Below are 24,629 nucleotides of genomic sequence, written 5' to 3'. Positions count from 1 at the left end.
GTCAATGGTTATTTGATCTCACTCTTATTGGGCAGTAAGACTCCCACTTCATAAACCAAAAAAAGATAAGTGGAAGTCAATTGCATGACAAAGGTCCAATTTTTTTCGGGCTGCACGATGCAGTTTCACTTTATATTTTCCCACGTAAAAAGCAGCCAATCACTTTCCAATGGAAATGTTGGTTGGCTGCTTATAATCGTTCATATTCCTGAATTAAATTGCCCATTAAAAGCTGAATAGATTTTTGCTTTTTTAATGGAAGCTTTTTTAATTGATAGAGATGATTTTTTAATTCAGGATGCTGCATGACATATTCCACAATCTCCATTGCTTCCACATCAAAGGGTTTGGTATCCGAACTGTAGATTCGTTTGAACTCCTTCAATAGGTCCTCTCGTAAGGATTGGTTACCAACAAGATGATCAATGGTAATATCGAATACGGTGCTTAACTCGATGAGAGAGGATACATCCGGGATGACGACGTTGTTTTCCCATTTGGCGATGACGGAGCGGGAAGTTGATAGTTTTTCAGCAAGATCCCGTTGTGTCCATTCATGTTGTTCACGTAGAAATTTTATATTATAGGAAATTTGCTCTAAATTCATGTTTATCACACTCTGCTACATAGGATAAAAAGTGTCCATCGAAATTTCAATGAGACATATTTAATCCTATCAGACTGAAGAGAAAATAATTGCTTTTTGTTGTTCTTATAACGAACATATAGTAAAATGTTCTTAAAGGGAACGCGAGAGGGATGAGTAAATGGTTAGTTGTTTGATCTTGTACCATCATACCATCACGAGTTTAACAAAATGTTTCATGTTACGTGCTATCTTCAAAGAAGAAGAACTTGAAATTCATGTTCAGGGGAATAATACGGTGGTCATTTATTTGTGGAACGTTAAAAAAGCAGCGGTCTGGCAAGCGGCTTTAACATTTGAAATGACGAATATGATGACTGGCTATGGTTACGGAGAACGAAAAAAGGATGCTGAGAAAGAAGCGCAGAATATATTATTCAAACGAATGGCCATGGAAGAAGCTCCTGATTCATTACAGGTTGAGGAAACGCCTGCTGTATATACAATTGGTGTGGCAACATAAAGAAGGAAGCCAATAATTACCGGCTTCCTCTTTGCGTGAACTGGTTATACACCTTATCGGCACCTTTAAATTCGCGCTGATACAATACTTCCTGTGTCTTGTTCAAAAACTTCTCGCCTTGGTGACTGTGTTTTGGATTCTTCTTCATAGACATCCCTCACTTTTTTTGATTAGGGTTACCTGCAAAAGAAAAATTATACACATTTAGGAAACTTCCTCAACCGTTATGATTTCTGTTTCATCAGCACATTGCAGATACGAGCAATAATGTGTTCCTTGGTATACACACCATTCAAAGGACACTTTTTTCACTTATGCTTTGTGTCTAAAATTTGTTTCAGCGCTTCTTCCAGCCAAGGATAGCGAAACGGATATTGATTGGTTTCAGCTTTATTGGGCAGCACATATTGTCCATTGGCTATCAGCTGGCTCATTTGTCCTAATCCGGCTTGAATAAATGAAGCGGGAGTTGGCAGCCAGTAGGGACGGTGAAGTATCTCAGCTAATATCCTAGTGAATTCTTTGTTGCGTTTTGGGTTTGGAGCGGTGACATTTATTGCTCCCTCGATATGGTCATTCATGATACAAAATTGGATGAGATGAACCGCGTCCTCAATATGGATCCAGGAAACCCATTGCTCACCGTTGCCAATCCTTCCTCCAACGAACATTTTTACCGGTAAGCTCATATAAGGAAGGGCGCCTTGCTTGCCTAAGATCACGCCAAAGCGGGTAAAGACAGTGCGGATTCCGAGTTCTTTTGCCTGGCTGGCCGTTTGTTCCCACTCCCTAACCACATTGGCTAAAAAATCGTTACCGGGCGTTGTTGTTTCTTCCGTGAAAATGAGATCTTCAGACATGCCATAATAGCCAATCGCCGAACCATTAATCAATACGGCTGGTTTCTTTTCCATTTGCTCCAGTAACGCAATTAGCCGCTTGGTTGTTTCAATTCTACTGGTTTGAATGGCCCTTTTCTTCTCCTTTGTCCAATAACCAAACAGAGAATCCCCTGCCAAGTTAACGACTGCATGAATAACAGAAAAGGCAGTCACATCTTCCTGATAGCCCAGATACGTAACGGAATCAGTACTGGTATGTGCTTCTGGTGAGCGTGTAAGGATATAAACGTGGTGTTTTTCCTTCACTAGTATATTTGTTAAATGCTGACCGACGAACCCTGTTCCGCCGGTGATTAATATATTCACGTTGCTCACTCCTCTTACCGTATAGTTTAAGTATATTCCGAAATCGGATTTGCCATTCTTATAGCAGAACTCTTGTCTACTTTTTGTTATGATAATGTTGGGGGTGATCGATTGACAAAAATCACACGCATTACGACGCAAAAAAAGCACAAGAGCCGCTATAATATTTATATTGATGATGGGAATGGGGAACAATATGGATTCAGTGTCGATGAATCGATCCTGGTTGAATACCGATTAAAAAAAGGTCTAGAATTGGATGATGTGATGATCACAACGCTGATGAATCAAGATACACTGCATAGATCCTATACCCTGGCGATAAATTATTTAAGCTACCGTATGCGAACGAAAAAAGAGATTCACGATTATTTGGTTAGAAAAGAAGTCGATGAAGCTCATATTCCGACGATTATGGATCGTTTGGAACAGGAAAAACTAATCGATGATCAGCAATTTGCTGATACATTTGTGCGGACACGAATAAACACAACCAGCAAAGGACCACGACTGGTACAAAAGGAATTACAGGACAAAGGCGTGCAAGCAGTTATTGCTCAGCAGGCAGTTACCACTTATAGCTATGAGATACAATACGAGAAAGCACGTAAACTAGTAGAAAAGAAGTTGAACCAGCAAAGTAAACACGCGTTTCGACAACGCCAACAGCAGTTGCAGGGCCAATTAATGCAAAAAGGATTCTCTCAAGCTGTTATCAAGGATGTTCTTGCCGAAACTGCGGAGCTAAAGGATGATACGGCGGAATGGGAAGCCCTCGTTTCTCACGGTAAAAAAGTAATGCGCAAGTATCAAAACAAAGTAACAGGGTCAGCACTTGAACAAAAAGTAAAAGAAGCATTATATCGCAAAGGGTTTACGATGGATGCGATTAACCAATATCTTGATAGTTGAATGATCAACCGCCGCTTCACAACCTTGTACAGTTGAAGCGGGGGGGTTTTTATTATTGCCATACGTTTGGTTCAATACTTTCTTCGCTTTGATAAATTGAATGACTTCATCAAAGCGATGAGGCATTGAACGAAGCTTTTAATCTTTCCTTCGTGACTTCATCATCTAGGTTATGAATGGCAATACGATTACGTTTTAGGTCTTTTGTGCGAAGTTTTGGCTGAAAGCAGATTGCCGGAGAGGACAATCCCTTTCCGGCTGTTTTCGGTTAGGAATCGATTATGATTTCGTTGCGACCGTCATCTTCGTTAAAAATTTGTTGGGCAACAGGTTCCGGTCCCATTAGCCCGGAGGCGTCTTTGACATGGGTGGAGTTGTTCCAAAATGGGGTGTTCATGCCACCCATATAGACAGCCGTGATCGCTATGTCTGTGTTTTCCCATTCCTTTTGCAGGCTTTCGGTGAACCCGCGAACGGCAAATTTACTTGCACAATAGATCGACTCGTGGACTTTTCCCCTTAGCCCGGCAGTGGAAATAATCGTTAGAATTCGACCTTTGCTCGCTTTAATTAGTGGAAGAGCAGCTTGAACGGTCAGGATGGTGCCTTTAATATTGGTATTCAATGTTTCATTCACGTCTTGAATGGAGTAGTCCTCCAATGGTCCAAATATTCCAATTCCGGCATTGTTGATAAATACATTGAGTTCACCAATTTGCTGAAAGGCGATACTTACCGATGCCTCTTGCTGGACATCACATAGAACAATCTCACTACTGCCGTTTGTCTCGGCGATTTCGTGTCGGGCCATATGTAACTTTGTATCATCTCTTCCTAGCAAAAAGACATGATAGCCGTTTCTCGCGTATTTCAAAGCCAGTGCTTTCCCTAAGCCACTTCCAGCTCCGGTTATTGCAACAGTTTGCATGATGATCACTCCCAAATTTAAGGTAAGTACGACATTAGCTTCCCTTACCATTGTCTTAAACTATCGGAGAAAAGTAAACTTAAAAGGTAGTGATGAAACCTGAAAGTCTGGTAAAATGGTATTGTAGATCGCTTTATACTACTTACAACAATAGTGCTTCTTATCGTTTGGTTACATGTTATAATTGAGCATGCTTATTTGAAAGGGGAAGGAATACAATGGATTATCGCTATAGTGATTATTCGATTGAACAGTTACGGCACGAGGTTGGCCGGCTGAAGGAGAAGGCACAAAAAGCAGAACAGCTTGGCAATATTAGTGAAGTTGCCGTCAATGAACGGAAAATGCAGGTGGCCATGGCTTATATGCTAAACCCGGAAGACTTTCATGCGGAGGATATTCATCAAATTAATGGGGATCCAGGTCATTCATTTAAAATAAATTATATTAACGGTGTGTTTGCGTGGGGCCATCGTGTGAACTTATTGGATGAAGAATACGAGCAAGAAGAAGCCGTTCCTATCTCATTATTGGGGGATAAAGTAAAATAACTAAGGGTCGCTTCCACATAGCGGGGAGGCGATCCTTAGTTTTTAAACCGGATTGTCACTAAACAACAGCTTATTTTGCAATTTTTTTTCGGAATAAATCCATCCGGTATACGAACTCAAGATGTGCTGATCATTATCCATGTGCACAACAGCTACAAATGGATAATGTCCTTTTGACCGATAACGGAGGTCAATAAATCGTATCTCGGTGAAATCATCAAAGTCATTGATTTCCCAACGATACACAGGTGAAAAGGATAAAAAAGCATCGACATTTACATCTTTTTGGGCAATTTGCATTTGTTTTGTATTAGGTAATGGTATTTTTTTAAATTCATCAACAATTTGGATATGCCCATTTTCTACACTGCCAACGTAAAAATGGTCATCTGTTGTGATAGCAACACGCCAGATATTGTGCTTGATTGTTGGTGACGTTGCAATTTTCTGGGTATCGGGAAAATAATCATATATTTTCTTTACAATTTCCCGCTTATCAAGATACCGTTTAATGTAATATAATAAAATAACGGTATAGACGATGATCCATGTATAGCCGGGGTTTGCTCCGAGTATCCAAGCAATGATACCTGCTATATGCAAGAGGAAAATATACGGATCGAATGTATTGATAAATCCATGGGCGACCCAGCGGTGGGTAAACGGCCGGTATGCCTGCGTTCCGTACGCATTGAAAATATCCACGAGCACATGGGTAATAACCGCCAGGAACGTCCAGAGCCATAAGTGGAATAAATTCACTTGTGGAACAAACGCATGGATGATGCCTGCGATCAGGATGCCCCACATTAAAATGGCTGGGACCGAATGTGTTGCTCCCCGGTGATTACGTATATAAACAGCATTACTTTTCATTTTTAAGATGGTGTCGAAATCTGGTGCATGGGAACCGACAATTGTGCCGACTAAAACGGCATGGAATAATGTAGGATCATTGTGTACGGTCGGATCAAGAGTTGCTAATCCACCGAGTGCAATTCCCATGACGATATGGGTACCAGTATCCATAAAGCAAGTTCCTCCTTAAGGAATGATCAGCTTTTATCATGTGTTACGGGCTGTAGTCCCCGCAACTATGCGTGCATAAATCAAAATGAAAATGTGACGGTAAACAGCAATATTACTGATTCTGTTCGTGCCTGTATGATGCAGGTCCCAAAGGCGTTGGAACTTAGCCTTTGTTTCTTTATTTTCGTGAGGGGGTGTAGGCTATGTCTAGATCCGCTTTGGATATCTTGTTAGTCGGGACCCTCTCGAATGATGTCGAAAAAAGTGTTTGTGTAAGTTGATTCATATAGTTTTTACGTTATTATTGTACCATAAAGGATGAAATATTTTGATAGATAAACGGTTACGAAATTTTGACAATCTGGCATTTCAACAAGATTTGATTCATTGGTATCAGCAGAATAAACGCGATCTTCCATGGCGAAAAACGCAGGATCCTTATAAAATATGGGTATCTGAGATTATGCTCCAACAGACAAAGGTTGATACGGTTATCCCGTATTTTCACCAATTTATTGAAAAATATCCAACACCCCGTGCATTAGCAGAAGCTGATGAACAAGACGTGCTTAAGACATGGGAAGGATTAGGGTATTATTCGCGCGCAAGAAACCTGCAAAGTGCTGTAAGAGAAGTCGTTGCAAGTTACGATGGCAACGTTCCTGATGCTCCGGACGAATTGGGTTCCTTAAAGGGAGTTGGTCCTTATACAAAAGGGGCGATTCTGTCAATTGCTTTTGGCCAGCCTGCCCCCGCAGTCGATGGGAATGTGATGCGCGTGTTGGCCCGTGTATTATACATCGATGATGACATTGCCAAGTCCAGTACGAAAAAACAGTTTGAAGCATATGTAGCACAACTAATTTCGAAAGAGGATCCTTCGTCATTTAATCAGGGAATAATGGAATTGGGGGCTCTTATTTGTACCCCGAAAGCACCTGCCTGTTTACTATGTCCCGTACAGCAGCATTGTCGGGCATTTGCTAAAGGGCGCGAGCAAGAACTTCCGATTAAATCGAAAGGAAAAAAACAAAAAATCGTTCCGTATGTTGCCTTATTGATCAAAAACGAGCAAAACCAATACGTGATTGAAAAACGTGCAGAAAGTGGGTTATTAGCAAATCTCTGGCAGTTTCCGATGGTTCCAATCGATGAAATCGGTCTGGAGCATATTGAAAACTGGATGTTTGCTGAATATGGCGTTCGTATCCATTTGGGTGATGAAGCAGGGACCCTAAAACATGTATTTTCCCATTTGATTTGGCAAGTAAACATAAGTTATGCGACGACAAAGCAAACAGAAACGGCAGATGACCGGATTCGGTTTGTAAATCAGAACGAATTGGAATCATATCCTTTTCCTGTTTCGCACCAAAAAATGCTGCAATATATAGGAAAAGATGTCGGTTAAATCTGGAACCATTATTTTACATCGAAAGGTAATTTTACCTATCACTTTTTTTGGATAACTTTCACCTATATGAGCATGTTAAGTAGTGCGGAGGTGATATAGATGGCTAAAAAAGCTAACCAACAGGCTTCTGGTACAAACGTTCAAAAAGTAAAGCAACAAAACCAACAAGCTGCTCAAGGCCAGAGCCAAGGTCAATTTGGTACTGAATTTGCATCTGAAACAAACGCACAAGAGGTTAGAAAACAAAACCAGAAATCTCAACAAAATAAGAAGTAATTACCTACCCCGATTTTTGCAAAAAGAGTTTCCTGCCCAGGAAGCTCTTTTTGTCGTATGATGCTTGTTGCGTTATAATGGAATAAAAAGAAAAGGTTAAAGATAGAAGGGAAGATAGCATGGCTGGTCCGAAAGCAGGTTCAAAAATTCAAATACATAGCTACAAGCATAACGGTCAGCTGCATCGAATATGGGAGAATAGTCTTGTCTTAAAAGGGACGGAGTCTATCGTGATTGTAGCCAATGATAAAACAGAGGTAATTGAAAGTGATGGCCGGACATGGGTGACCAGAGAGCCAGCCATTTGTTATTTTCATGCGAAGGTTTGGTTTAATATTATTGGAATGCTGCGAAACGACGGGATTTATTACTATTGCAATATCGGCTCCCCGTTTGTGTACGATCGTGAAGCATTAAAATATATTGATTATGATTTGGATGTGAAGGTGTACCCGGATATGACATTTGATATTCTGGACGAGGATGAATATGAAGAACATAAAGCACAAATGGGTTATCCGTTAGTCATCGACCGTATATTATATAAAAATTTGGATGTTTTACTGCGTTGGATTCGTCAGCGCAAGGGCCCGTTTGCTGCCGATTTTATCGATGAGTGGTATGAACGGTATCTGTTGTATCGATAAAGGTTAACGGTGAGTTTGACTGGCTCTAGAAGGAGACCGTTTCAAGGGAAAATCTGGGTGAGCTATTTGGTTGCCCGCTGCTGGAATAAACATTATAATGCAGGGCGTAACCAATGAAAATAAAAAACTGGAATGAACTCCTTGTTACACGGTAGCAAGGCTTTTCTATTGAAAAAACAAGGCAGGTATTAACTATGGGGAGTATTAGACAGTATTTGCAATTCGTCAAACCATATAAGTGGAAAATCATCTGGACGGTACTGATCGGGATTATTAAATTTGCTATTCCATTACTCATGCCATTAATTTTAAAATATGTGATTGACAACATTATCAGCGTGGATGATATGAGTCATGCGGAAAAATTGCACAAGCTATTCTGGGTAATGGGTGGCTCGTTTGTTGTTTTTCTGGTATTGCGTCCGCCGGTGGAATATATACGACAATATTTAGCCCAGTGGGTTGGAAACAAAGTGTTGTATGACATACGCGACCGTTTATTTGACCATATACAAAAATTGAGCTTAAGATTCTATGCACAGACAAAAACCGGCGAAATTATTTCCCGGGTAATACATGATGTCGAACAATCGAAGGTCTTTGTCATAACAGGCCTAATGAACGTTTGGCTGGATATGATTACGATTATTATTGCGATTGTCATCATGCTAACGATGAATATTCCGTTGACAATTGTCGCCATTATTCTGTTTCCGTTATTCGGTTTTTCGATTAAATTCTTTTATGGAAGGTTACGCCAATTAACTAGAAATCGGTCGCAAGCACTAGCGGAAGTGCAAGGGCATTTACACGAGCGGGTTCAAGGGATACCGGTAACGAGAAGCTTTGCTTTGGAGGACTATGAACAAGATCAGTTTGATAAACGAAATAAGAACTTTTTGGACCGAGCATTAAAGCACACCGATTGGAATGCCAAAACATTTGCCGTGACCAATACGATTACGGATCTTGCCCCATTACTGGTGATTGCCTTTTCAGGGTACCAGGTTATTAACGGGCAATTGACGCTAGGGACAATGGCTGCTTTCTATGGCTACATGGAACGTGTATACAGCCCGTTACGCCGCTTGATTAATTCATCGACGCAATTGACTCAATCGATTGCCTCTATTGATAGGGTGTTTGAGTTTTTACATGAGAAATATGATATTACTGACAAACCGGATGCAAGCGAACTCACGAATGTGGAAGGAACGATCGATGTGGAAAATGTTTCTTTTCAGTACGATGAGGAGGAAGCACCGGTGTTGAAGGATGTATCCTTACATGTGAAAAAGGGGGAAACGATTGCTTTTGTAGGCATGAGCGGGGGAGGAAAATCGACCCTAGTCAGCCTAATCCCTCGATTTTACGATGTAACCGATGGATCGATTAAGGTGGATGGTGTGGATATTCGTGACCTGAAGGCTCGTTCCTTGCGTGATAACATTGGCATGGTGCTTCAGGATAACACACTATTCTCCGAATCAATTGCGATGAACATTCGGATGGGAAATCCTAAAGCCTCAGACGAAGAAGTTGTCGCTGCAGCAAAAGCGGCCAATGCTGATGTTTTTATCAAGGATCTGCCACAGGGCTATGACACATTAGTTGGCGAACGCGGTGTAAAATTATCCGGCGGGCAAAAGCAGCGAATCGCCATTGCCCGTGTTTTCTTAAAAAATCCGCCGATCCTGATTTTTGATGAAGCAACATCGGCACTAGACCTGGAAAGTGAGCACACGATTCAAGAAGCAATGGAAAAATTAGCATCTGATCGGACCACATTCATTGTTGCGCACCGTTTAGCTACGATTACCCATGCGGATCGGATCGTTGTGATTGAAAATGGCGAAATTGTTGAAGTTGGCTCGCATGATGAATTAATGCAAAGACAAGGCAGCTATTATGATTTGTATCAAGTGCAGGGTTTGGATCTAGATGATGCCGTCGATGCGAAATAAGAGTTATGAAGAAACCTCCCCCGACCAGGTGGGAGGTTTCTTCGATTAAGTCCGTATAATTGTGTAAAAAGAAAAAGGGGTCAATTTAATTCCTTTTGGCTACAATGTTTTCGACTAGAAAAACCATTAGGAGGAATTAAAGATGACCCAATTACAGTTTAACCTAGATATGGACCTTTTAAAAGACTCGGTGATGAATTCTAACATTGACGCTGTTGTTAAATCCTCTGTCGTACTAGTATTAAATGAGTACATGGAAAAGGAACGGGATGACTTTTTAAAAGTGCCAGCCTATAACCGTTCAGGAGATCGTCAAGACTATCGGAATGGATACTATGAACGTGAATTTATGATGAGTATAGGAAAAATTAAATTACGCGTACCCCGAACGCGCAGTGGCGAATTTGCCTCAACTGTGTTTGAAAAATATAAACGTTGCGACAAGGCATTTGCCCTGTCCATGTTAGAAATGGTCGTAAACGGTATATCCACTCGTAAGGTAAAAAACGTGGTGGAGGAACTGTGCGGGGAGGGTGTTTCCAAATCCTTTGTGTCGTCCCTGACAGCAAAACTGGATCCGGTCGTCAAGGAGTGGGCCAATCGCCCTTTAAACACCCAGTACTATCCTTACGTTTTCGTTGACGCAATGTATATCAAAGTACGCGAACATCATAAGGTCGTTTCAAAAGGAGTTTATATTGCGACAGCGATTAATGAGGAAAACCAACGGGAAATTCTTGGCCTTAACATTGATCATGCAGAGAGTGAAGAAAGTTGGCAAGGGTTCTTTCAAAATTTAATAGGGCGTGGCTTACAATCCCCTAAACTAGTCATTTCGGATGCCCATTCCGGTTTAAAAAAGGCGATTCAAAAGGAATTTATCGGAACTTCTTGGCAACGTTGTACAGTTCATTTTAAGAGAAATCTTATTGATAAGATGCCTAAGAAGGACATGACAGAGGTCAAGGTTGATTTAAAGCGAATTTTTGACACTGTGACAGTAGGGGATGCAAGAAGGTTTAAAGAAGAATTTGTGATGCGCTATGAGGGGAATGCAAAGCTGGAAAAAGTCATTAAGAGCTTGGAAGAGGGCTTTGATGATGCCGTGCAATACCTAAACGAACCGGTGAAGTATCACCAATTTATTCGCAGTACAAACTCATTGGAACGTTTGAATGAGGAGGTACGGAGAAGAGAAAAAGTAATACGTATATTCCCAAATACTCAATCCGCTTTCCGCCTAATTGGGGCAGTACTAATGGATCAGGCAGAAGAGCAAAAAAAGAAAAGGATAATCATCAAAAAAGACTAGCAGGGCCTGCGCAGCGTGCGAAAATTTGATTTGGTAGGAAGGGGGTACCCCCTTCCTACCAAATCAAATTCAATCTAAAACCATAAAAGAGGTTGAAAACTTGTATCTAGCTTTTACACAATATTAAGGACTTGACTGTTTCTTCATCCCAAACGTGCGGGAACCCGGCTGAAACGTGCGGGAACCCGGCTGAAACGTGCGGGAACCCGGCTGAAACGTGCGGGAACCCGGCTGAAACGTGCGGGAACCCGGCTGAAACGTGCGGGAACCCGGCTGAAACGTGCGGGAACCCGGCTGAAACGTGCGGGAACCCCGTCAAAATGTGCGCCAGCTATAGCACTCTCGCATTTATCGAACTCCCCCCACATGTTAAGCAATTTTTCATACACATGATATAATCAAGGGAAAAATGGGTATTGGATACATATTGCAAAAAGGGAGGATGGATTAATATGGAAAAAATTATGATCATAGAAGATGACCTGAAGATTGCCGACTATCTTTGTTCCTATATCTCCAAATATGGATATGAGGTTGCCAAAGCGGAGAAATTTGAACATCTGATGGATACTTTTGAGAAAGAAAAACCGGATTTAGTTTTGCTCGATATCAATTTGCCGAGCTTTGATGGCTATTATTGGTGCAGGCAAATTCGAAAAGAATCGATTTGCCCGGTAATTTTTATATCCGCAAGAACTGGTGAAATGGATCAGGTGATGGCATTGGAAAATGGAGGCGATGATTTTATTACCAAACCATTTCATCCAGATATTGTCATGGCCAAAATTCGTAGCCAGCTGCGCCGGGCATATGGGGAATATGCACGAAAGTATGAGGAAAGAGTACTTGTTAAAGAAGGGTTGGAATTGTTCCCTGAGCGATTAGAGCTTCGATTTAACAATGATGTTGCCTCCTTAACGAAAAATGAAACCAATATCACCGAAAGTCTGATGGATCGTTATCCGCGTGTGGCAGGAAGAGAAGATCTGTTAGAGAAATTGTGGGATGATCAAACGTATGTGGATGAAAATACGTTAAATGTTAACATTGCACGTGTACGGAAAAAGTTTCAGGAACTAGGGATTAATGATGCCGTGGAAACAGTAAGGGGGGCGGGGTATCGGCTTCGTATTACATGGAAGGAGGATTAGCAATGAAGCTGTTTATTCGGGAGCATATGCTGTTGGCTCTTGTTCAATGTCTGCAATGTACAATTATTCCTGTCATGTTTTGGATGGACGGCTACCGAAATAGTAAAGTTATCCTGTATGCTATTTTTTTGTCCCTTTTCTTTTTACTATGTTATTTGATCTATCGGTATGTTAGCAGACGATATTATTACCAAAAATTATCCAAACCGATGGATACACTGGATGTCTCGCTAGAACAAACGGATGAGGCACCAATATCAAATGCGCTGGATCAATTATTACGTTCACAGTATCGTTTATACCAAGGAGAGATCCGCAAAGCAATGGATCGCCAGGACGAGCATTTAATGTTCATGGATCGCTGGGTACACCAAATGAAAACGCCGCTTTCGGTTATCCAGTTGACTGCACAGAACCTTGATGAACCGGAATCCTCAAGCATTCGAGAGGAAACTGATCGCATGCGTAATGGTCTAAATACGGTATTATACATGGCGCGATTGCGAACGATCGAAGAAGATTTTCAGATCCGTCCGGTTGCTCTGTCGAAGCTAGTGAATGAGGTTAACGGGGAGAATAAACGCTTTTATATCCGTAATCACGTGTATCCGCAGCTTCACGAAGAAATATTTGGAATTACCGTTGAAACGGATGAAAAATGGCTGTTTTTTATTGTTTCACAGCTCATTCAAAATGCGGTCAAATATTCTGCCGGTAAAAGCCAGCATATCATCCTGTCATTGTATGAACGAGATGGGGAAGCGATACTTGAAGTGAAGGATTTTGGCGTTGGAATCGCCGATGTAGATCAAAAGCGGGTTTTTAACAAGTTTTATACGGGTGAGAATGGGCGTAAGTATCGCGAATCTACTGGAATGGGCCTCTATCTTGTCAAAGAAGTAAGCAATAAGTTGGAGCATCATCTCGAATTCGAATCAGAGATAGATAAAGGTACAACGATCCGAATCGTCTTTTCCCGATCGCAGAACCTTACACCGATGTAAGAAACATGAAAGCATAATCGATGGTTGATTCCTTTTATTCGCTCTATACTAAGTTTAGAAATTGATGCTGAAAGGAGAACGATGATGCTAAAACTAACCAATGTAGGTAAAGTATATGAAGGAAAAGTGACTTACAGGGCTTTGACAGATATTAATTTAGACATCGAAAAGGGAGAGTTCGTCGCCATTATGGGACCGTCTGGCAGTGGTAAAACGACGTTGCTCAATATTATTTCCACAATAGACGCACCGACAACCGGTAATGTTGAAATCGAAGGTAAAACCCCTCACACACTCAAGAAAAATGGCCTTGCAAAATTTCGCAGGCAGGAACTGGGGTTTGTTTTTCAGGATTTTAATTTACTTCATACATTAACCGTGGAAGAGAATATTGTTTTACCATTAACATTGGATGGAACGCGGGTAAAGGAGATGAAGGAGAAGGCTCAGCGTATTGCCGATAAACTGGGGATTTCAGCTATCATGAATAAACGGACATATGAAATTTCTGGTGGTCAGGCACAACGGGTTGCAATTGCACGAGCTATGATCCATGACCCAAAATTACTGCTCGCCGATGAACCAACAGGAAATCTTGATTCAAAAGCATCCAAAGATGTCATGGAAATGCTTGTGTCTATAAATAAGGAGGAAGAAGCTAGTTTATTGATGGTGACGCACGATCCACAAGCTGCCAGCTATTCGGACCGCGTCGTCTTCATCCAGGATGGCAAACTTCATTCCGAAATCCACCGTGGTGACAGCAGGCAGGCATTCTTCCAAAAAATTATTGATATGCTTTCCTTGATGGGAGGCGATGGCAGTGACTTTTCGTCAGTTCGCGTTTAAGAATGTTTTACGCAATAAACGATTATACATTGCCTATTTCTTAAGCAGTCTGTTTACGGTGATGGTATTTTTTACATTTGCGATTTTTGCCTTTCATCCTGCTTTTACAGGGGGCTCGATTAATTCTAAGGCGATGTTTGGTATGGGGGTCGCTGGGGGAATTATTTATGTCTTTTCGTTCTTTTTTGTATTGTATTCAATGAGTTCATTCTTGCAGTCAAGAAAGAAAGAGTTTGGCTTGTTGATGACGCAGGGAGCATCCAGCGGACAAATTCGTTGGATGGTGTTTTTGGAAAATATGCTGATTGGATTTTTTGCGACAATTGGCGGGATTCTGTTGGGATTAGTGTTTGCCAAAGCGATCCTGTTGCTCGCTGAAAACGTCCTGATTATCAGTGAGTCGCTAGATTTCTACTTTCCAACATTGGCCATTGTGGTAACGTTTATTAGCTTTATCATTTTGTTTTTGATTATATCATTTTTTGTCTCATTTATTCTTCGGACTAAAAAACTGATTGATTTGATTAAAGGCGATAAACAATCGAAAGGGGAACCAAAAGCCTCCGTGTTGTTGGCAATCATAGCAGCGTTGTTGCTTGTAGCAGGGTATGGAACAGCTTTGTATGTCAAGGGTGAATTTGTTATCTTTGCTATGATCCCGGTTATTATTGTTGTTATTATCGGAACCTATCTATTATTCACTCAGTTAAGCGTATTTATTATTCGCCGGTTGAAAAAGAATAAGCCGATTTTTTGGCATAGGACGAACATGTTATTATTCTCTGATCTGTCATTTAGATTGAAGGACAACGCTAGAACATTTTTTATGGTGGCGATTATTTCTACGGTGGCTTTCAGCGCGATTGGAACCTTATTTGGTTTTCAATCGTATCTTACAAAAGGAATGAAAAAGGCCAACCCGTATTCCATTATGTATAATCCGCTTGAAGATGAAAGTCAAGCTGAAATGAAGCAGGACGTTCAACAGATCAACACAATTTTAAAAGAGGAAAATGTACAAGCGTCAATGGAAAATGTAACGTTAAATTACTTTAATGTCGAGCCTGCAGAAGATGTTTTGATCGCAAAGGCATCGGATTATAATCGATTTGCCAAACTAATTGGTGAAAAAGAACTCGATCCCCAAGAAAATGAAGCGTTTGTCGTGGATCAGAGTAGTTCGGTTGTAACGAATACAAATGACAGTGAAACCCTGATGAAAACTCCGATTAAACTTGATGATGGACAAACGATTCAACCGTATCAAAAAATATCTTCGGAGGTATTAGATGAATGGAGGGCCTACTATGTAGTCAATGATCATGTATATGATCAATTGGGAAAACCGCTAAGAACCGAAGATCATTTTGCATGGCAGGCGGAGAAGGGCACTGGTGATTCAATCATTGAAGTCGGAAGAAAAATTGATAAACAACTCGGCTATAAAGCACTGACAATCGATTATACGGTTTATCAAGTGAATAAATCATACGGACCGATTTTATTCATTGGCTTGTTTATCGGGATTGTATTCTTTGTTTCGGCGGGAAGTTTTCTATATTTCCGATTATTTACAGATTTGGATGAAGATAAACAGAAATTCCGTTCTATTGCCAAAATAGGGCTGACCGAGGGTGAATTGAAAAAGGTTGTTAATCGACAAACAGCGATGATGTTTTTTGCGCCAATTATCGTTGCTTTATTGCATGGGGCAGTTGCTCTCACTGCTTTGGCACACTTTTTCGATTTCAACTTGGTGAGAGAAGCTTCTTTCGTGCTTGGAGGGTTTGCCTTTATTCAAATTGTCTATTTCGTCATTGTCCGGTATTTCTACGTGAAGCAAATTAAGGCAGCTGTTTATTAAAGTTTTTTGTAACGCACCCTTTGTTGAAAGGGTGCGTTATTAATTATTTCGCCATTTCCTGGAAAGCTTGATCACAAGCGTCAATGGTTGCATCGATATCTACTTCGGTATGCGCAGTCGTTAAAAACCATGCTTCATATTTAGACGGTGCTAGGTTAATGCCTTGATTTAGCATTAATTTGAAGAAGGTTGCAAATGCTTCCCCATCGCTAGCTTCTGCCTCAGCATAGTTACTAATTTGCCCTTTGCCAAAATAAACGGTTAATGCACCACATTTACGGTTGATGGAAATGGAAATCCCGTGTTTGGAGGCCATTTCTGCAATTCCAGCTTCTAAACGAGCACCTAAGCGGTCAAGTTTTTCATAGACACCGTCTTCCTGTAATACTTCCAAACAGGCAATTCCTGCTGCCATCGATGCGGGGTTGCCAGCCATCGTTCCAGCTTGGTAGGCAGGTCCAAGTGGTGCAACTTGTTCCATAATTTCTTGACGTCCACCATATGCTCCGATCGGCAATCCGCCACCAATGATTTTACCCATGGCGGTCATGTCAGGTTCGACACCGTATAGCTTCTGGGCACTGCCATATGTAAACCGAAATGCGGTGATGACCTCATCATAAATGACTAATGCGCCAGCTTCATGTGTGATGTCGTTTACCGATTGCAGGAAGCCTTCGTGTGGCTCAACAATGCCGAAATTGCCGACAAGCGGTTCGACTAATACAGCAGCGATTTCATTTCCCCACTTATCCATTGCATCACGAAATGCTCTAATGTCGTTGAAAGGAACGGTAATGACATCTGCCGCTACTGCTTTTGGAATACCAGCTGAATCGGGTGTTCCAAGTGTTGCCGGGCCAGATCCTGCTTGGACTAATACCGAGTCGAAATGCCCGTGATAACAACCGGCAAACTTAATCACTTTGGTACGGTCTGTATATGCACGAGCCACTCGGACGGTTGTCATCACTGCTTCGGTTCCAGAGTTGGTAAAGCGAACTTTATCTAGAGAAGGGATCGCTTCCTTCAACATTTGGGCAAACATGTTTTCCAATCGAGTTGGAGTACCAAATAATGTCCCATTCGAAGCGGCGTGGGTGATTGCTTCAGCGATATGCGGATGCCCATGACCGGTAATGATTGGACCATATGCCCCTAAATAATCAATATATTTATTACCATCCACGTCCCAGAAATAGGCGCCTTTTCCATGTTCCATATAAACTGGAGCACCACCACCGACCGCCTTATAGGAACGGGATGGTGAATTCACCCCACCTACGATATGGGTAAGTGCTTCTTCATGCAGCTGCGTTGATTTGGTAAAATCCATAATGAATAAATCCTCCTTAATAGATGGGAGCCCCGGATGCTTTAGCGTGCTAATGGGCAGTTCCCGAAAAGTGCTTTCCAATCTTATTTTACACAACTTGCCTTCGTTTTGCAGTCCGTGGCTACGAGAAAAGCTGGATACTAAAGGTGAATCGCTGATAAATTGAGCAAAATCGTTGATAAATTGTACAAGCCGGTTTAGCTGTTAGTTTTTTGGCAGTCTCAGCCTCCGTGTCTCATTCTTTACCAGTGGTGTGCATATAATTAGTACAAGTGTGAAAAGAGCGGAGGATGTGTATGCATGTTTTTTTGTGGGTGCTGCTGATTGTTATAATTGGTACAGTTATTGGTGCAAGTTTAATTGGATTTATCCGTGATAAGACGTTGCGCGAGCGAATGGAAATGAAGGATGTGCGTTTTTCCACGGAAATTTTTTACACATTGCTGGTGATATATGCGATTGTAATCATTGGCTTTGCACTTATCTATTTTATTCTTTCCTTTGAACATATTGCATTAGCGGAAGATGGGGAATTAAGAGAAGTAGGTGTAGGTGGAACAATCATTCATTCCATTTATTTTAGTGGTGTGACTATGTTAACGATTGGATATGGGGATATTATACCGGTTGGAATCGGCCGAATTATTGCACTCATCGAAGCACTTATCGGGTACGTACTGCCAACAGCATTTGTACTGAAATTGGTGCAACATTCACGTCATAGCCGGGATCGTTAGCGAAATGACGATTGGACATGTTATAGTACTAATAGAATATTGTAGATGGAGGGATTAGCATGACAGTTGAAATAGGAAGTTCTGCGCCAGATTTTACCCTGCCAAATCAAAACGGCGGGCAGGTCAGTTTGAAGGATTTTCGCGGCAAGTATGTTGTCCTCTATTTTTATCCCAAAGATATGACACCCGGATGTACAACAGAAGCATGCGATTTCCGTGATCAGCATGAAAGCTTTGGCGAATTGGATGCCGTCATCATTGGCGTGAGTCCAGATCCAACGGAGCGACACCAAAAATTTATTGACAAACATGATCTGCCATTCCAGCTACTCGCTGATGAAGGTCATAAAGTCGCTGACGAATATGGCGTCTGGAAGCTGAAGAAGAATTTTGGCAAGGAGAGTTATGGCATCGAACGCTCAACCTTTATTATTGATAAGGAAGGGAAACTGCAGAAGGAATTCCGTAAAGTTCAGGTAAAGGGTCATGTGGATGAAGCATTGGAATATATTTCACGCTTAACGGGGCAGTAAGACTCTCACTTCGAGATCTTGAGGTAAGTTATAAAAGATAGGTGGGAGTCAACTGCCCGTAAAGGTCCGATTCTGTTCAACTAACATTAAGTGGGGGAGGAAGGGAATCCTTCATTTAATGAAGTTTCACTTTATCAGAGACAATCAATAACAAAGAAAGACAGTCCTGCTATTGGGGGCTGTCTTTTGCATTGCTGGTTCTATCATATGGATTTTCAGAATAAGCTAAAATTGACAAGTCTATTCTGATTATTTGAGGTGATCAGCAGATGGAACTTAGGCAAAATGCAAGAACGTATACTGCAAGCCGGATAACGAAATATGCAATCGTAAAGCGAATAATGGATATGATCGTCAGTTTATTTGCATTAATTCTGCTTGCGCCTGTGGCCTTGATTGTTTATCTTCTTCTTTATAAAACATCGGGGACGCCATGTTTAATACGAGAGGCACGAATCGGAAGGGCTAATCGCGTTTTTACAATGTGGACATTCCGGACAACCACGCTCCCATCGCGCGTCATTCGTGCATTGCCGCCACACCCGTTCCCAAAATCATGGAAAAATGGTGTTCCCGACTCGTTTACCTATCTTGTAAACAACAGGACAAGGACAACAAAGATTGGGGCATTTTTACATAAACATAAGTTGGATAAACTTCCGCAATTCATCAATGTATTAAAAGGGGATATGAGTTTGGTTGGGCCGCAGCCGGAATTACCAGAGATCGCGGATTACTATAATACCGTTCAGCAAAAGCGGTTGTTAATACGGCCTGGAATGACAGGATACGCACAAGTTCACGGACTCGTTCAAGAAGAAAGGCATGGTCAAAAAATTACCGATGATCTCTATTATTTGCGCAACTATTCATTCCAGTTTGATATGAAAATTCTTATGTATGCTCTAGTAAATCGAAAGCCCCACTAACATTATTGCTTCTTTCTGTTCAAATGAGCAGAAAACGTTTACCATAGTGTTAGATGATTCATACCAAGCTAGGGAGGAAGAAGGTTGAAACTATTATTCTCGGCAAAGCTATCAGCTAAACATCAGGAAAAACTAATCCAGCAATTTCCCGATCAATCGTTTACATTTTGCAGCACGATGGACGAGGCGCTTCCTTATTTATCGGAAACCGAGGTTTTGGTGACGTATGGAAGTGATTTGTCAGCTGAAATAATCGGGCAGGCGCAACAGTTGAAATGGATCATGGTGTTATCTGCAGGGATGGATAAAATGCCGCTAACTGCGATTGCAAAGCGGAATATTCTTGTTACCAACGCACGTGGAATTCATCGTACACCAATGGCCGAGTACGCGATCGCCATGCTGCTGCAGGTATACCGCCAATCTAAAACGATTATCAAAAATGAGACAAACCATGTGTGGGATAAACAGGTACGTATGGAGGAACTCGCTGAAAAAACAATGCTTATTGTTGGTGCGGGTGCAATTGGGCAGGAAGTTGCCCGTCTAGCGAAGGCCTTTCGGATGAAGACAATCGGTGTATCGAGAAGTGGGACAATAGTGGAGCATTTTGATGAAAATCATCCGAGTAGCGATTTTGGGAAGTTATTGCCACAAGCAGATATCGTAGTGTCGGTGCTCCCGAGTACGCCAGAAACGCGGAATTTTTATACAGCGGAGCATTTTAAGCGGATGCCAGTGCATGCGGTGTTCTTAAATATGGGCCGAGGAGACGTGGTTGCCGATGATGTGCTGTTGCAAGCTATTCGTGAAGGAGCCATTGCCCATGCTATTTTAGATGTATTTGATCAGGAACCACTTCCTGCAGATAGCCCGTTTTGGCACGAAGAGAATATCACGGTTACTCCACATATTTCTGGTGTTTCACCAAAATACGTCACCAGAGCAATGGCGATATTTTCACAAAACCTTATGAAATACTTGCACAATGAATCAAGCTACGTCAATCAAGTTGATCTATCAAGGGGGTATTAACATGGTACGAATTTATACACGATCAGGTGATAAAGGAACAACATCATTAATATATGGGAAAAGAGTCCCGAAAAATGATTTGCGTGTCGAGGCATATGGTACATGTGATGAAGCAAATTCGATGATCGGGTTGGCGCTTAGCTTTTTGGAAAAGGAAACATGGGAAGGAAAAGACGCATTTATGCACATCATGCATCGGGTGCAGACCATATTATTCCATGCCGGCGCAGAGCTTGCGACTCCACGTAATAAAGAAGTGAAATGGAAATTGAAACAGGAATATATCGACGAATTAGAACAGCAAATTGATGCTTGGGATAAGCATTTGGAGCAGTTGCACAACTTTATTCTGCCATCTGGTCACAGTGCCTCCAGTGCATTACATACTGCTCGTACTATCGCAAGACGCGCCGAACGAACTGCCGTTGGATTAGCGAAGGAATTAGCAAATCCACTCGTGGTATCATATCTGAATCGCTTATCCGATTTCCTATTTGTTGCCGCACGATATGTTAATCAAAACCTGGGTGGTAAGGAAACACCACTACAGGCGGATATCTAACTGACAAAAGCAAGCATGACTTCTTTTTTTGGAAATGCTTGCTTTTTGATTGTGATAATAATTCTTATTAGATAATATACTTATATTGACAGAACCTACTAAGAACAGGTACACTAATTATAAGAATTATAATTTAAGAATGTAACTAGTCATTTCTACCTTTTAATATTATAAGATGAAAGTGGGGTGCATGGCGGTGTCTGAACATAAGTTAAAGGAAGCGATTAATACACTAAAAGAATCTGGTGTCCGGATTACACCACAGCGTCATGCGGTTCTTGAATATCTTCTTAATTCCTTGATTCACCCAACGGCAGATGAAATTTATAAAGCACTTGAGGGGAAATTCCCGAATATGAGTGTGGCCACTGTCTATAACAATTTACGTGTCTTGCGTGAAATTGGCTTGGTACGTGAATTAACCTATGGCGATTCATCAAGCCGGTTTGATTGTAACACAACGGAACATTATCATATTATTTGTGAAGAATGTGGCAAGATTGTTGATTTCCACTACCCGAGCTTGGATGAAGTGGAATCACTTGCTGAGCAGGTGACAGGATTTGAAGTTAGTCATCACCGTTTAGAAGTTTATGGAAAATGTGAAGATTGCCAAAATGTGGAGGCGCAAAAGCACTAATAATCTTTTTCAAAAAAAGCGTTTATTTTAACAACAAACACCAGTTACCCATTGGTAAGCTGGTGTTTGTTGTTGTTGTTTTTAATCCTACTCTTAATTGGCAGTAAGTATCGGACTTCAAGGCGAAACAAAAAAAGATAATTCACTTATTGTGAAGTTTCCTGCTATACGGCATGATAATGTCTATGAAAAATTTTTTAATAAAAACCCGCCACAATGGACGGGTGTTATTGATTATTCTTTTCTTTCGCCTTTAGTTCACGTCGGTAACGCCTTGTGTTATATCGTTCATCAAATTCCTTGCCTTCCAAATCTTTATCAAGTGTCAATGGTTGTTTACAGTGCATGCATGCATCCACGCGGCCCAGCATTTTCGTCGGCTTTTCACAGCTTGGACAAATAATCGGCACAGCTCTAGTGGACAGCATACCAATCCAAAAGTAAACGACACAGCTAAAGATAACTGCAAGCATTCCTAAAATGAAAAAGATTGCCATTAACCATGGTATCTTTTTGGTTAATATCCCCACATACATTAAAGCAATACCAGCAAAAACCAAGAACAGGGCAAAGGAACGGATCTTATTAATTTTACTAGAATAGACTAATTGATCAGCCATGGTATTTCCTCCTTCATGAGTACATAAGCAAGTATAGCATATTTAAAGCATAATGAAATATAGAAAACCTTAAGCTATAACCCTTGCCAGTAAGCATAAAAATTAAGGTTCTCTTCGGTTTGTATTAAAGTTGCCCTCGACCAGATTCAGCGCTAAGGCAAAGCAAATTTCACTCCAACGCCATGATGAATGGCAATACAGGATTAAGGGATCCTAGAAAGCCGATTAGTACGGGCTTGTTGCTTAGATGCCACGTCTTTTTTTAGTACATGCAACATTATCTTATTGCAAAATAAGTATAAGATCGCCTAAATGTGCCAACACCGATCCACCTGCTTAGCAGGGAACAGGTGGTGTGTCGTTAAACAGACACTTTATTCCACGTCCTGACTTTTTACATTCGAAAAAGGATATTGCAGATTTTTAACGAATTATATAGTAATACATGGTATTGGAGGAATGGAAATGGAAGATTTGCTGCGACCGATTTATCAGGAACGCGCGAGTGATGCCAATACACTTGGCGTGCTAGTGATTGAAAAAATGAAACCTAATAGCCCAATTACCGATAATTTTGATGTGATATTATTAATTATTGTTCGTGAAGCCGATCCATCTTGGTACGTAAAGCATTATGAGTTTGATGATAAAACGGCGGCTATGCATGTGGTAACAAATGATCTTTTAATGAAATGGATTGATACAAGTGGGTATCGAAAAGCGATTGCCTGGTTAATTTATGGAAAGGTAATTTTTGACCGAAATGAATTTATCACCAATCTAAAGGATCAATTACGTGAATTTCCTCAGGATAAGCGAGATTTACGTAAGGCCATCGAATTTGGCAAACTAATCCGGAGTTATACAGATGCCAAAGACCTTTATGAATCGGGACAATACAAAGACGCCTATAGTCGAATTGTCCATTCGCTTCATTATTTAGCCCGGCTGGCTGTCATTGAAAAAGGCTACCACCCAGAAGTGACTGCTTGGAGTCAGGTGAAACAGATCGACCCGGAAGTATACAAATTATATGATGAATTAATTGAAAGTCACGAGGAATTAAACAAGCGGGTACAATTGATGATTCTTGCGGCTGATTTTGTTATCAGTACTCGTGCACAAGTTTCAGCGAAGCATTTATTAGATGTCATTAGCTCGGAAAAAGAAGCTTGGACATACAGTGAAATTAGATCAGATCCGCGTGTTTCCTCCTATTCTCTGGATCTGACGTCAATGATAGCTTATTTAACTGAGAAAGACATCATTCAAACGGAATTGATAAAAACAAAAGGTGTAGGAGTCTATCACCGGAAGTATCGAGCGGAACTCGATTAGACAACGTGATCACTGTACAACTGCATAATAATTAACTACGCTTGATTCTGATGAACTACATTCAGTAGCGTTGAATGTAGTTCTATTAACAACTTTTTGGAGATTGAATAGCTGTATAGCAAGCGGTATTGGCGGGTTGATTTATACTCCTGGTTAGGAAAGAAAGCTCCTTTACAGAGGGCTTAAGTAAGATTTTGACAAATGGGAAAAGTAATTTAATAAAAAACCCATTGACTTTGATTTCGGGCCATGGTAAAGTTAATTTCGTTGCCAAGACGTAGTGTGAATCACCTCAGTAAATAGATGAAACAATAAAATCTTTTGTTGACATGATATTACAAGTCATGGTAATATATAAAAGTCGCTTTTAAAGAATTTGAAAATAAAAGTTGACATCGGACAGTTTATCTGATATGATAAGAAAGTTGCTGTTAAAAAGCAACGGTAAGCATTTCGCTCTTTGAAAACTGAACAAAACAACCAGTATGATAACAGATGTCAGAGGCCAGGTCGGAAATTGAATCGTATGATTTGATGGATGATTTAGACCCTGGAATCAATTTTTGAAGCTAAGACTATTAATAGGATTGATTGGTGTCAATCTTATGACAAACTTTTTTGGAGAGTTTGATCTTGGCTCAGGACGAACGCTGGCGGCGTGCCTAATACATGCAAGTCGAG

Annotated in this window: 26 protein-coding genes and 1 rRNA gene; 20 read left to right on the top strand and 7 right to left on the bottom strand. The window is 41.0% G+C overall.

The features are described from left to right. Positions 1 to 190 precede the first annotated feature (190 nt). Positions 191 to 607, bottom strand: coding sequence for a helix-turn-helix domain-containing protein (locus WMZ97_RS19045; protein WP_343273677.1), 417 nt, complete (start codon positions 605 to 607; stop codon positions 191 to 193). 160 nt (positions 608 to 767) lie between these two features. On the opposite strand from WMZ97_RS19045, the gene WMZ97_RS19040 reads away from it, so the two are divergent. Further along, complete coding sequence (locus WMZ97_RS19040; RefSeq protein WP_343273676.1) at positions 768 to 1,109, top strand: hypothetical protein; 342 nt, start codon at positions 768 to 770, stop codon at positions 1,107 to 1,109. Positions 1,110 to 1,125: 16 nt separating this feature from the next. On the opposite strand, the gene WMZ97_RS19035 is transcribed toward WMZ97_RS19040, so the two are convergent. Then, the gene (locus tag WMZ97_RS19035; RefSeq protein WP_343273675.1) at positions 1,126 to 1,257 is read right to left on the bottom strand and encodes a YfhE family protein; all 132 of its coding nucleotides are present in this window, start codon (positions 1,255 to 1,257) and stop codon (positions 1,126 to 1,128) included. 160 nt (positions 1,258 to 1,417) lie between these two features. After that, positions 1,418 to 2,317, bottom strand: a complete 900-nt coding sequence (locus WMZ97_RS19030; protein ID WP_343273674.1) for a TIGR01777 family oxidoreductase — start codon at positions 2,315 to 2,317, stop codon at positions 1,418 to 1,420. A 111-nt stretch (positions 2,318 to 2,428) separates the two neighbouring features. Between WMZ97_RS19030 and recX the strand changes: the two genes are divergently transcribed. Then, the gene (gene recX, locus WMZ97_RS19025) at positions 2,429 to 3,229 is read left to right on the top strand and encodes a recombination regulator RecX (RefSeq protein WP_343273673.1); all 801 of its coding nucleotides are present in this window, start codon (positions 2,429 to 2,431) and stop codon (positions 3,227 to 3,229) included. 268 nt (positions 3,230 to 3,497) lie between these two features. Here recX and WMZ97_RS19020 read toward each other — a convergent pair whose 3' ends face one another. Then, entirely contained in the window at positions 3,498 to 4,157 is a 660-nt protein-coding gene (locus WMZ97_RS19020; RefSeq protein WP_343273672.1) for an SDR family NAD(P)-dependent oxidoreductase, read from the bottom strand. 218 nt (positions 4,158 to 4,375) lie between these two features. On the opposite strand from WMZ97_RS19020, the gene WMZ97_RS19015 reads away from it, so the two are divergent. Further along, a complete protein-coding gene (locus WMZ97_RS19015) occupies positions 4,376 to 4,708 on the top strand; it encodes a YfhH family protein (protein ID WP_343273671.1) in 333 nt (110 codons plus the stop codon). 42 nt (positions 4,709 to 4,750) lie between these two features. Here WMZ97_RS19015 and WMZ97_RS19010 read toward each other — a convergent pair whose 3' ends face one another. Further along, positions 4,751 to 5,737: a metal-dependent hydrolase gene (locus WMZ97_RS19010; protein ID WP_343273670.1), complete on the bottom strand. Its 987-nt coding sequence runs from the start codon at positions 5,735 to 5,737 to the stop codon at positions 4,751 to 4,753. Positions 5,738 to 6,068: 331 nt separating this feature from the next. On the opposite strand from WMZ97_RS19010, the gene mutY reads away from it, so the two are divergent. The 9 genes from mutY to WMZ97_RS18965 all read left to right on the top strand — a co-directional run bounded on the left by mutY (position 6,069) and on the right by WMZ97_RS18965 (position 16,218). Further along, positions 6,069 to 7,148, top strand: a complete 1,080-nt coding sequence (gene mutY, locus WMZ97_RS19005) for an A/G-specific adenine glycosylase (RefSeq protein WP_343273702.1) — start codon at positions 6,069 to 6,071, stop codon at positions 7,146 to 7,148. A 102-nt stretch (positions 7,149 to 7,250) separates the two neighbouring features. Beyond that, positions 7,251 to 7,427 carry a gamma-type small acid-soluble spore protein gene (locus tag WMZ97_RS19000; RefSeq protein ID WP_343273669.1) on the top strand — a complete coding sequence of 59 codons (177 nt, stop codon included), beginning with the start codon at positions 7,251 to 7,253 and terminating at the stop codon, positions 7,425 to 7,427. Positions 7,428 to 7,546: 119 nt separating this feature from the next. Further along, positions 7,547 to 8,074, top strand: a complete 528-nt coding sequence (ntdP, locus tag WMZ97_RS18995; RefSeq protein WP_343273668.1) for a nucleoside tri-diphosphate phosphatase — start codon at positions 7,547 to 7,549, stop codon at positions 8,072 to 8,074. A gap of 194 nt (positions 8,075 to 8,268) precedes the next feature. Then, complete coding sequence (locus WMZ97_RS18990) at positions 8,269 to 10,038, top strand: ABC transporter ATP-binding protein (protein WP_343273667.1); 1,770 nt, start codon at positions 8,269 to 8,271, stop codon at positions 10,036 to 10,038. A gap of 142 nt (positions 10,039 to 10,180) precedes the next feature. Beyond that, complete coding sequence (locus WMZ97_RS18985) at positions 10,181 to 11,350, top strand: IS256 family transposase (RefSeq protein ID WP_343273666.1); 1,170 nt, start codon at positions 10,181 to 10,183, stop codon at positions 11,348 to 11,350. 452 nt (positions 11,351 to 11,802) lie between these two features. After that, the gene (locus tag WMZ97_RS18980) at positions 11,803 to 12,501 is read left to right on the top strand and encodes a response regulator transcription factor (RefSeq protein ID WP_343273665.1); all 699 of its coding nucleotides are present in this window, start codon (positions 11,803 to 11,805) and stop codon (positions 12,499 to 12,501) included. Between the two features lie 2 nt (positions 12,502 to 12,503). Beyond that, positions 12,504 to 13,505: a sensor histidine kinase gene (locus tag WMZ97_RS18975; protein ID WP_343273664.1), complete on the top strand. Its 1,002-nt coding sequence runs from the start codon at positions 12,504 to 12,506 to the stop codon at positions 13,503 to 13,505. Between the two features lie 84 nt (positions 13,506 to 13,589). Next, positions 13,590 to 14,354, top strand: a complete 765-nt coding sequence (locus WMZ97_RS18970) for an ABC transporter ATP-binding protein (RefSeq protein WP_343273701.1) — start codon at positions 13,590 to 13,592, stop codon at positions 14,352 to 14,354. Continuing rightward, positions 14,329 to 16,218 (top strand): ABC transporter permease, encoded by a 1,890-nt coding sequence (locus WMZ97_RS18965; protein ID WP_343273663.1) that lies wholly within the window; start codon positions 14,329 to 14,331, stop codon positions 16,216 to 16,218. The genes WMZ97_RS18970 and WMZ97_RS18965 overlap by 26 nt, the downstream gene beginning before the upstream one ends. A 43-nt stretch (positions 16,219 to 16,261) precedes the next feature. On the opposite strand, the gene WMZ97_RS18960 is transcribed toward WMZ97_RS18965, so the two are convergent. Next, positions 16,262 to 17,554, bottom strand: a complete 1,293-nt coding sequence (locus WMZ97_RS18960; protein ID WP_343273662.1) for a glutamate-1-semialdehyde 2,1-aminomutase — start codon at positions 17,552 to 17,554, stop codon at positions 16,262 to 16,264. A 296-nt stretch (positions 17,555 to 17,850) separates the two neighbouring features. On the opposite strand from WMZ97_RS18960, the gene WMZ97_RS18955 reads away from it, so the two are divergent. From WMZ97_RS18955 to perR, 6 genes are all read left to right on the top strand, one after another. Then, the gene (locus WMZ97_RS18955; protein WP_343273661.1) at positions 17,851 to 18,291 is read left to right on the top strand and encodes a potassium channel family protein; all 441 of its coding nucleotides are present in this window, start codon (positions 17,851 to 17,853) and stop codon (positions 18,289 to 18,291) included. A 59-nt stretch (positions 18,292 to 18,350) separates the two neighbouring features. Further along, positions 18,351 to 18,824: a thioredoxin-dependent thiol peroxidase gene (gene bcp, locus WMZ97_RS18950; protein WP_343273660.1), complete on the top strand. Its 474-nt coding sequence runs from the start codon at positions 18,351 to 18,353 to the stop codon at positions 18,822 to 18,824. 269 nt (positions 18,825 to 19,093) lie between these two features. Next, positions 19,094 to 19,753, top strand: coding sequence for a sugar transferase (locus tag WMZ97_RS18945; RefSeq protein ID WP_343273659.1), 660 nt, complete (start codon positions 19,094 to 19,096; stop codon positions 19,751 to 19,753). Between the two features lie 84 nt (positions 19,754 to 19,837). Beyond that, entirely contained in the window at positions 19,838 to 20,788 is a 951-nt protein-coding gene (locus WMZ97_RS18940; protein ID WP_343273658.1) for a D-2-hydroxyacid dehydrogenase, read from the top strand. 1 nt (position 20,789) lies between these two features. Next, positions 20,790 to 21,350: a cob(I)yrinic acid a,c-diamide adenosyltransferase gene (locus WMZ97_RS18935; RefSeq protein WP_343273657.1), complete on the top strand. Its 561-nt coding sequence runs from the start codon at positions 20,790 to 20,792 to the stop codon at positions 21,348 to 21,350. 196 nt (positions 21,351 to 21,546) lie between these two features. Further along, positions 21,547 to 21,990: a peroxide-responsive transcriptional repressor PerR gene (perR, locus tag WMZ97_RS18930; RefSeq protein WP_343273656.1), complete on the top strand. Its 444-nt coding sequence runs from the start codon at positions 21,547 to 21,549 to the stop codon at positions 21,988 to 21,990. A gap of 227 nt (positions 21,991 to 22,217) precedes the next feature. On the opposite strand, the gene WMZ97_RS18925 is transcribed toward perR, so the two are convergent. Beyond that, positions 22,218 to 22,610, bottom strand: coding sequence for a YgzB family protein (locus tag WMZ97_RS18925; protein ID WP_343273655.1), 393 nt, complete (start codon positions 22,608 to 22,610; stop codon positions 22,218 to 22,220). 465 nt (positions 22,611 to 23,075) lie between these two features. Here WMZ97_RS18925 and WMZ97_RS18920 point away from each other — a divergent pair, with 465 nt between their 5' ends. Together WMZ97_RS18920 and WMZ97_RS18915 are read left to right on the top strand one after the other, a co-directional pair. Next, the gene (locus tag WMZ97_RS18920; protein ID WP_343273654.1) at positions 23,076 to 23,948 is read left to right on the top strand and encodes a nucleotidyltransferase-like protein; all 873 of its coding nucleotides are present in this window, start codon (positions 23,076 to 23,078) and stop codon (positions 23,946 to 23,948) included. A 615-nt stretch (positions 23,949 to 24,563) separates the two neighbouring features. Then, positions 24,564 to 24,629: ribosomal RNA gene (locus WMZ97_RS18915) — 16S ribosomal RNA — on the top strand; the annotation flags it as partial.

Source organism: Lentibacillus songyuanensis, from assembly GCF_039548255.1.
Taxonomy (GTDB): Bacteria; Bacillota; Bacilli; order Bacillales; family Amphibacillaceae; genus Lentibacillus_C; species Lentibacillus_C songyuanensis.
Note: the sequence above shows the minus strand (reverse complement) of the source record. Positions and strands in the feature narration are given on the sequence as shown.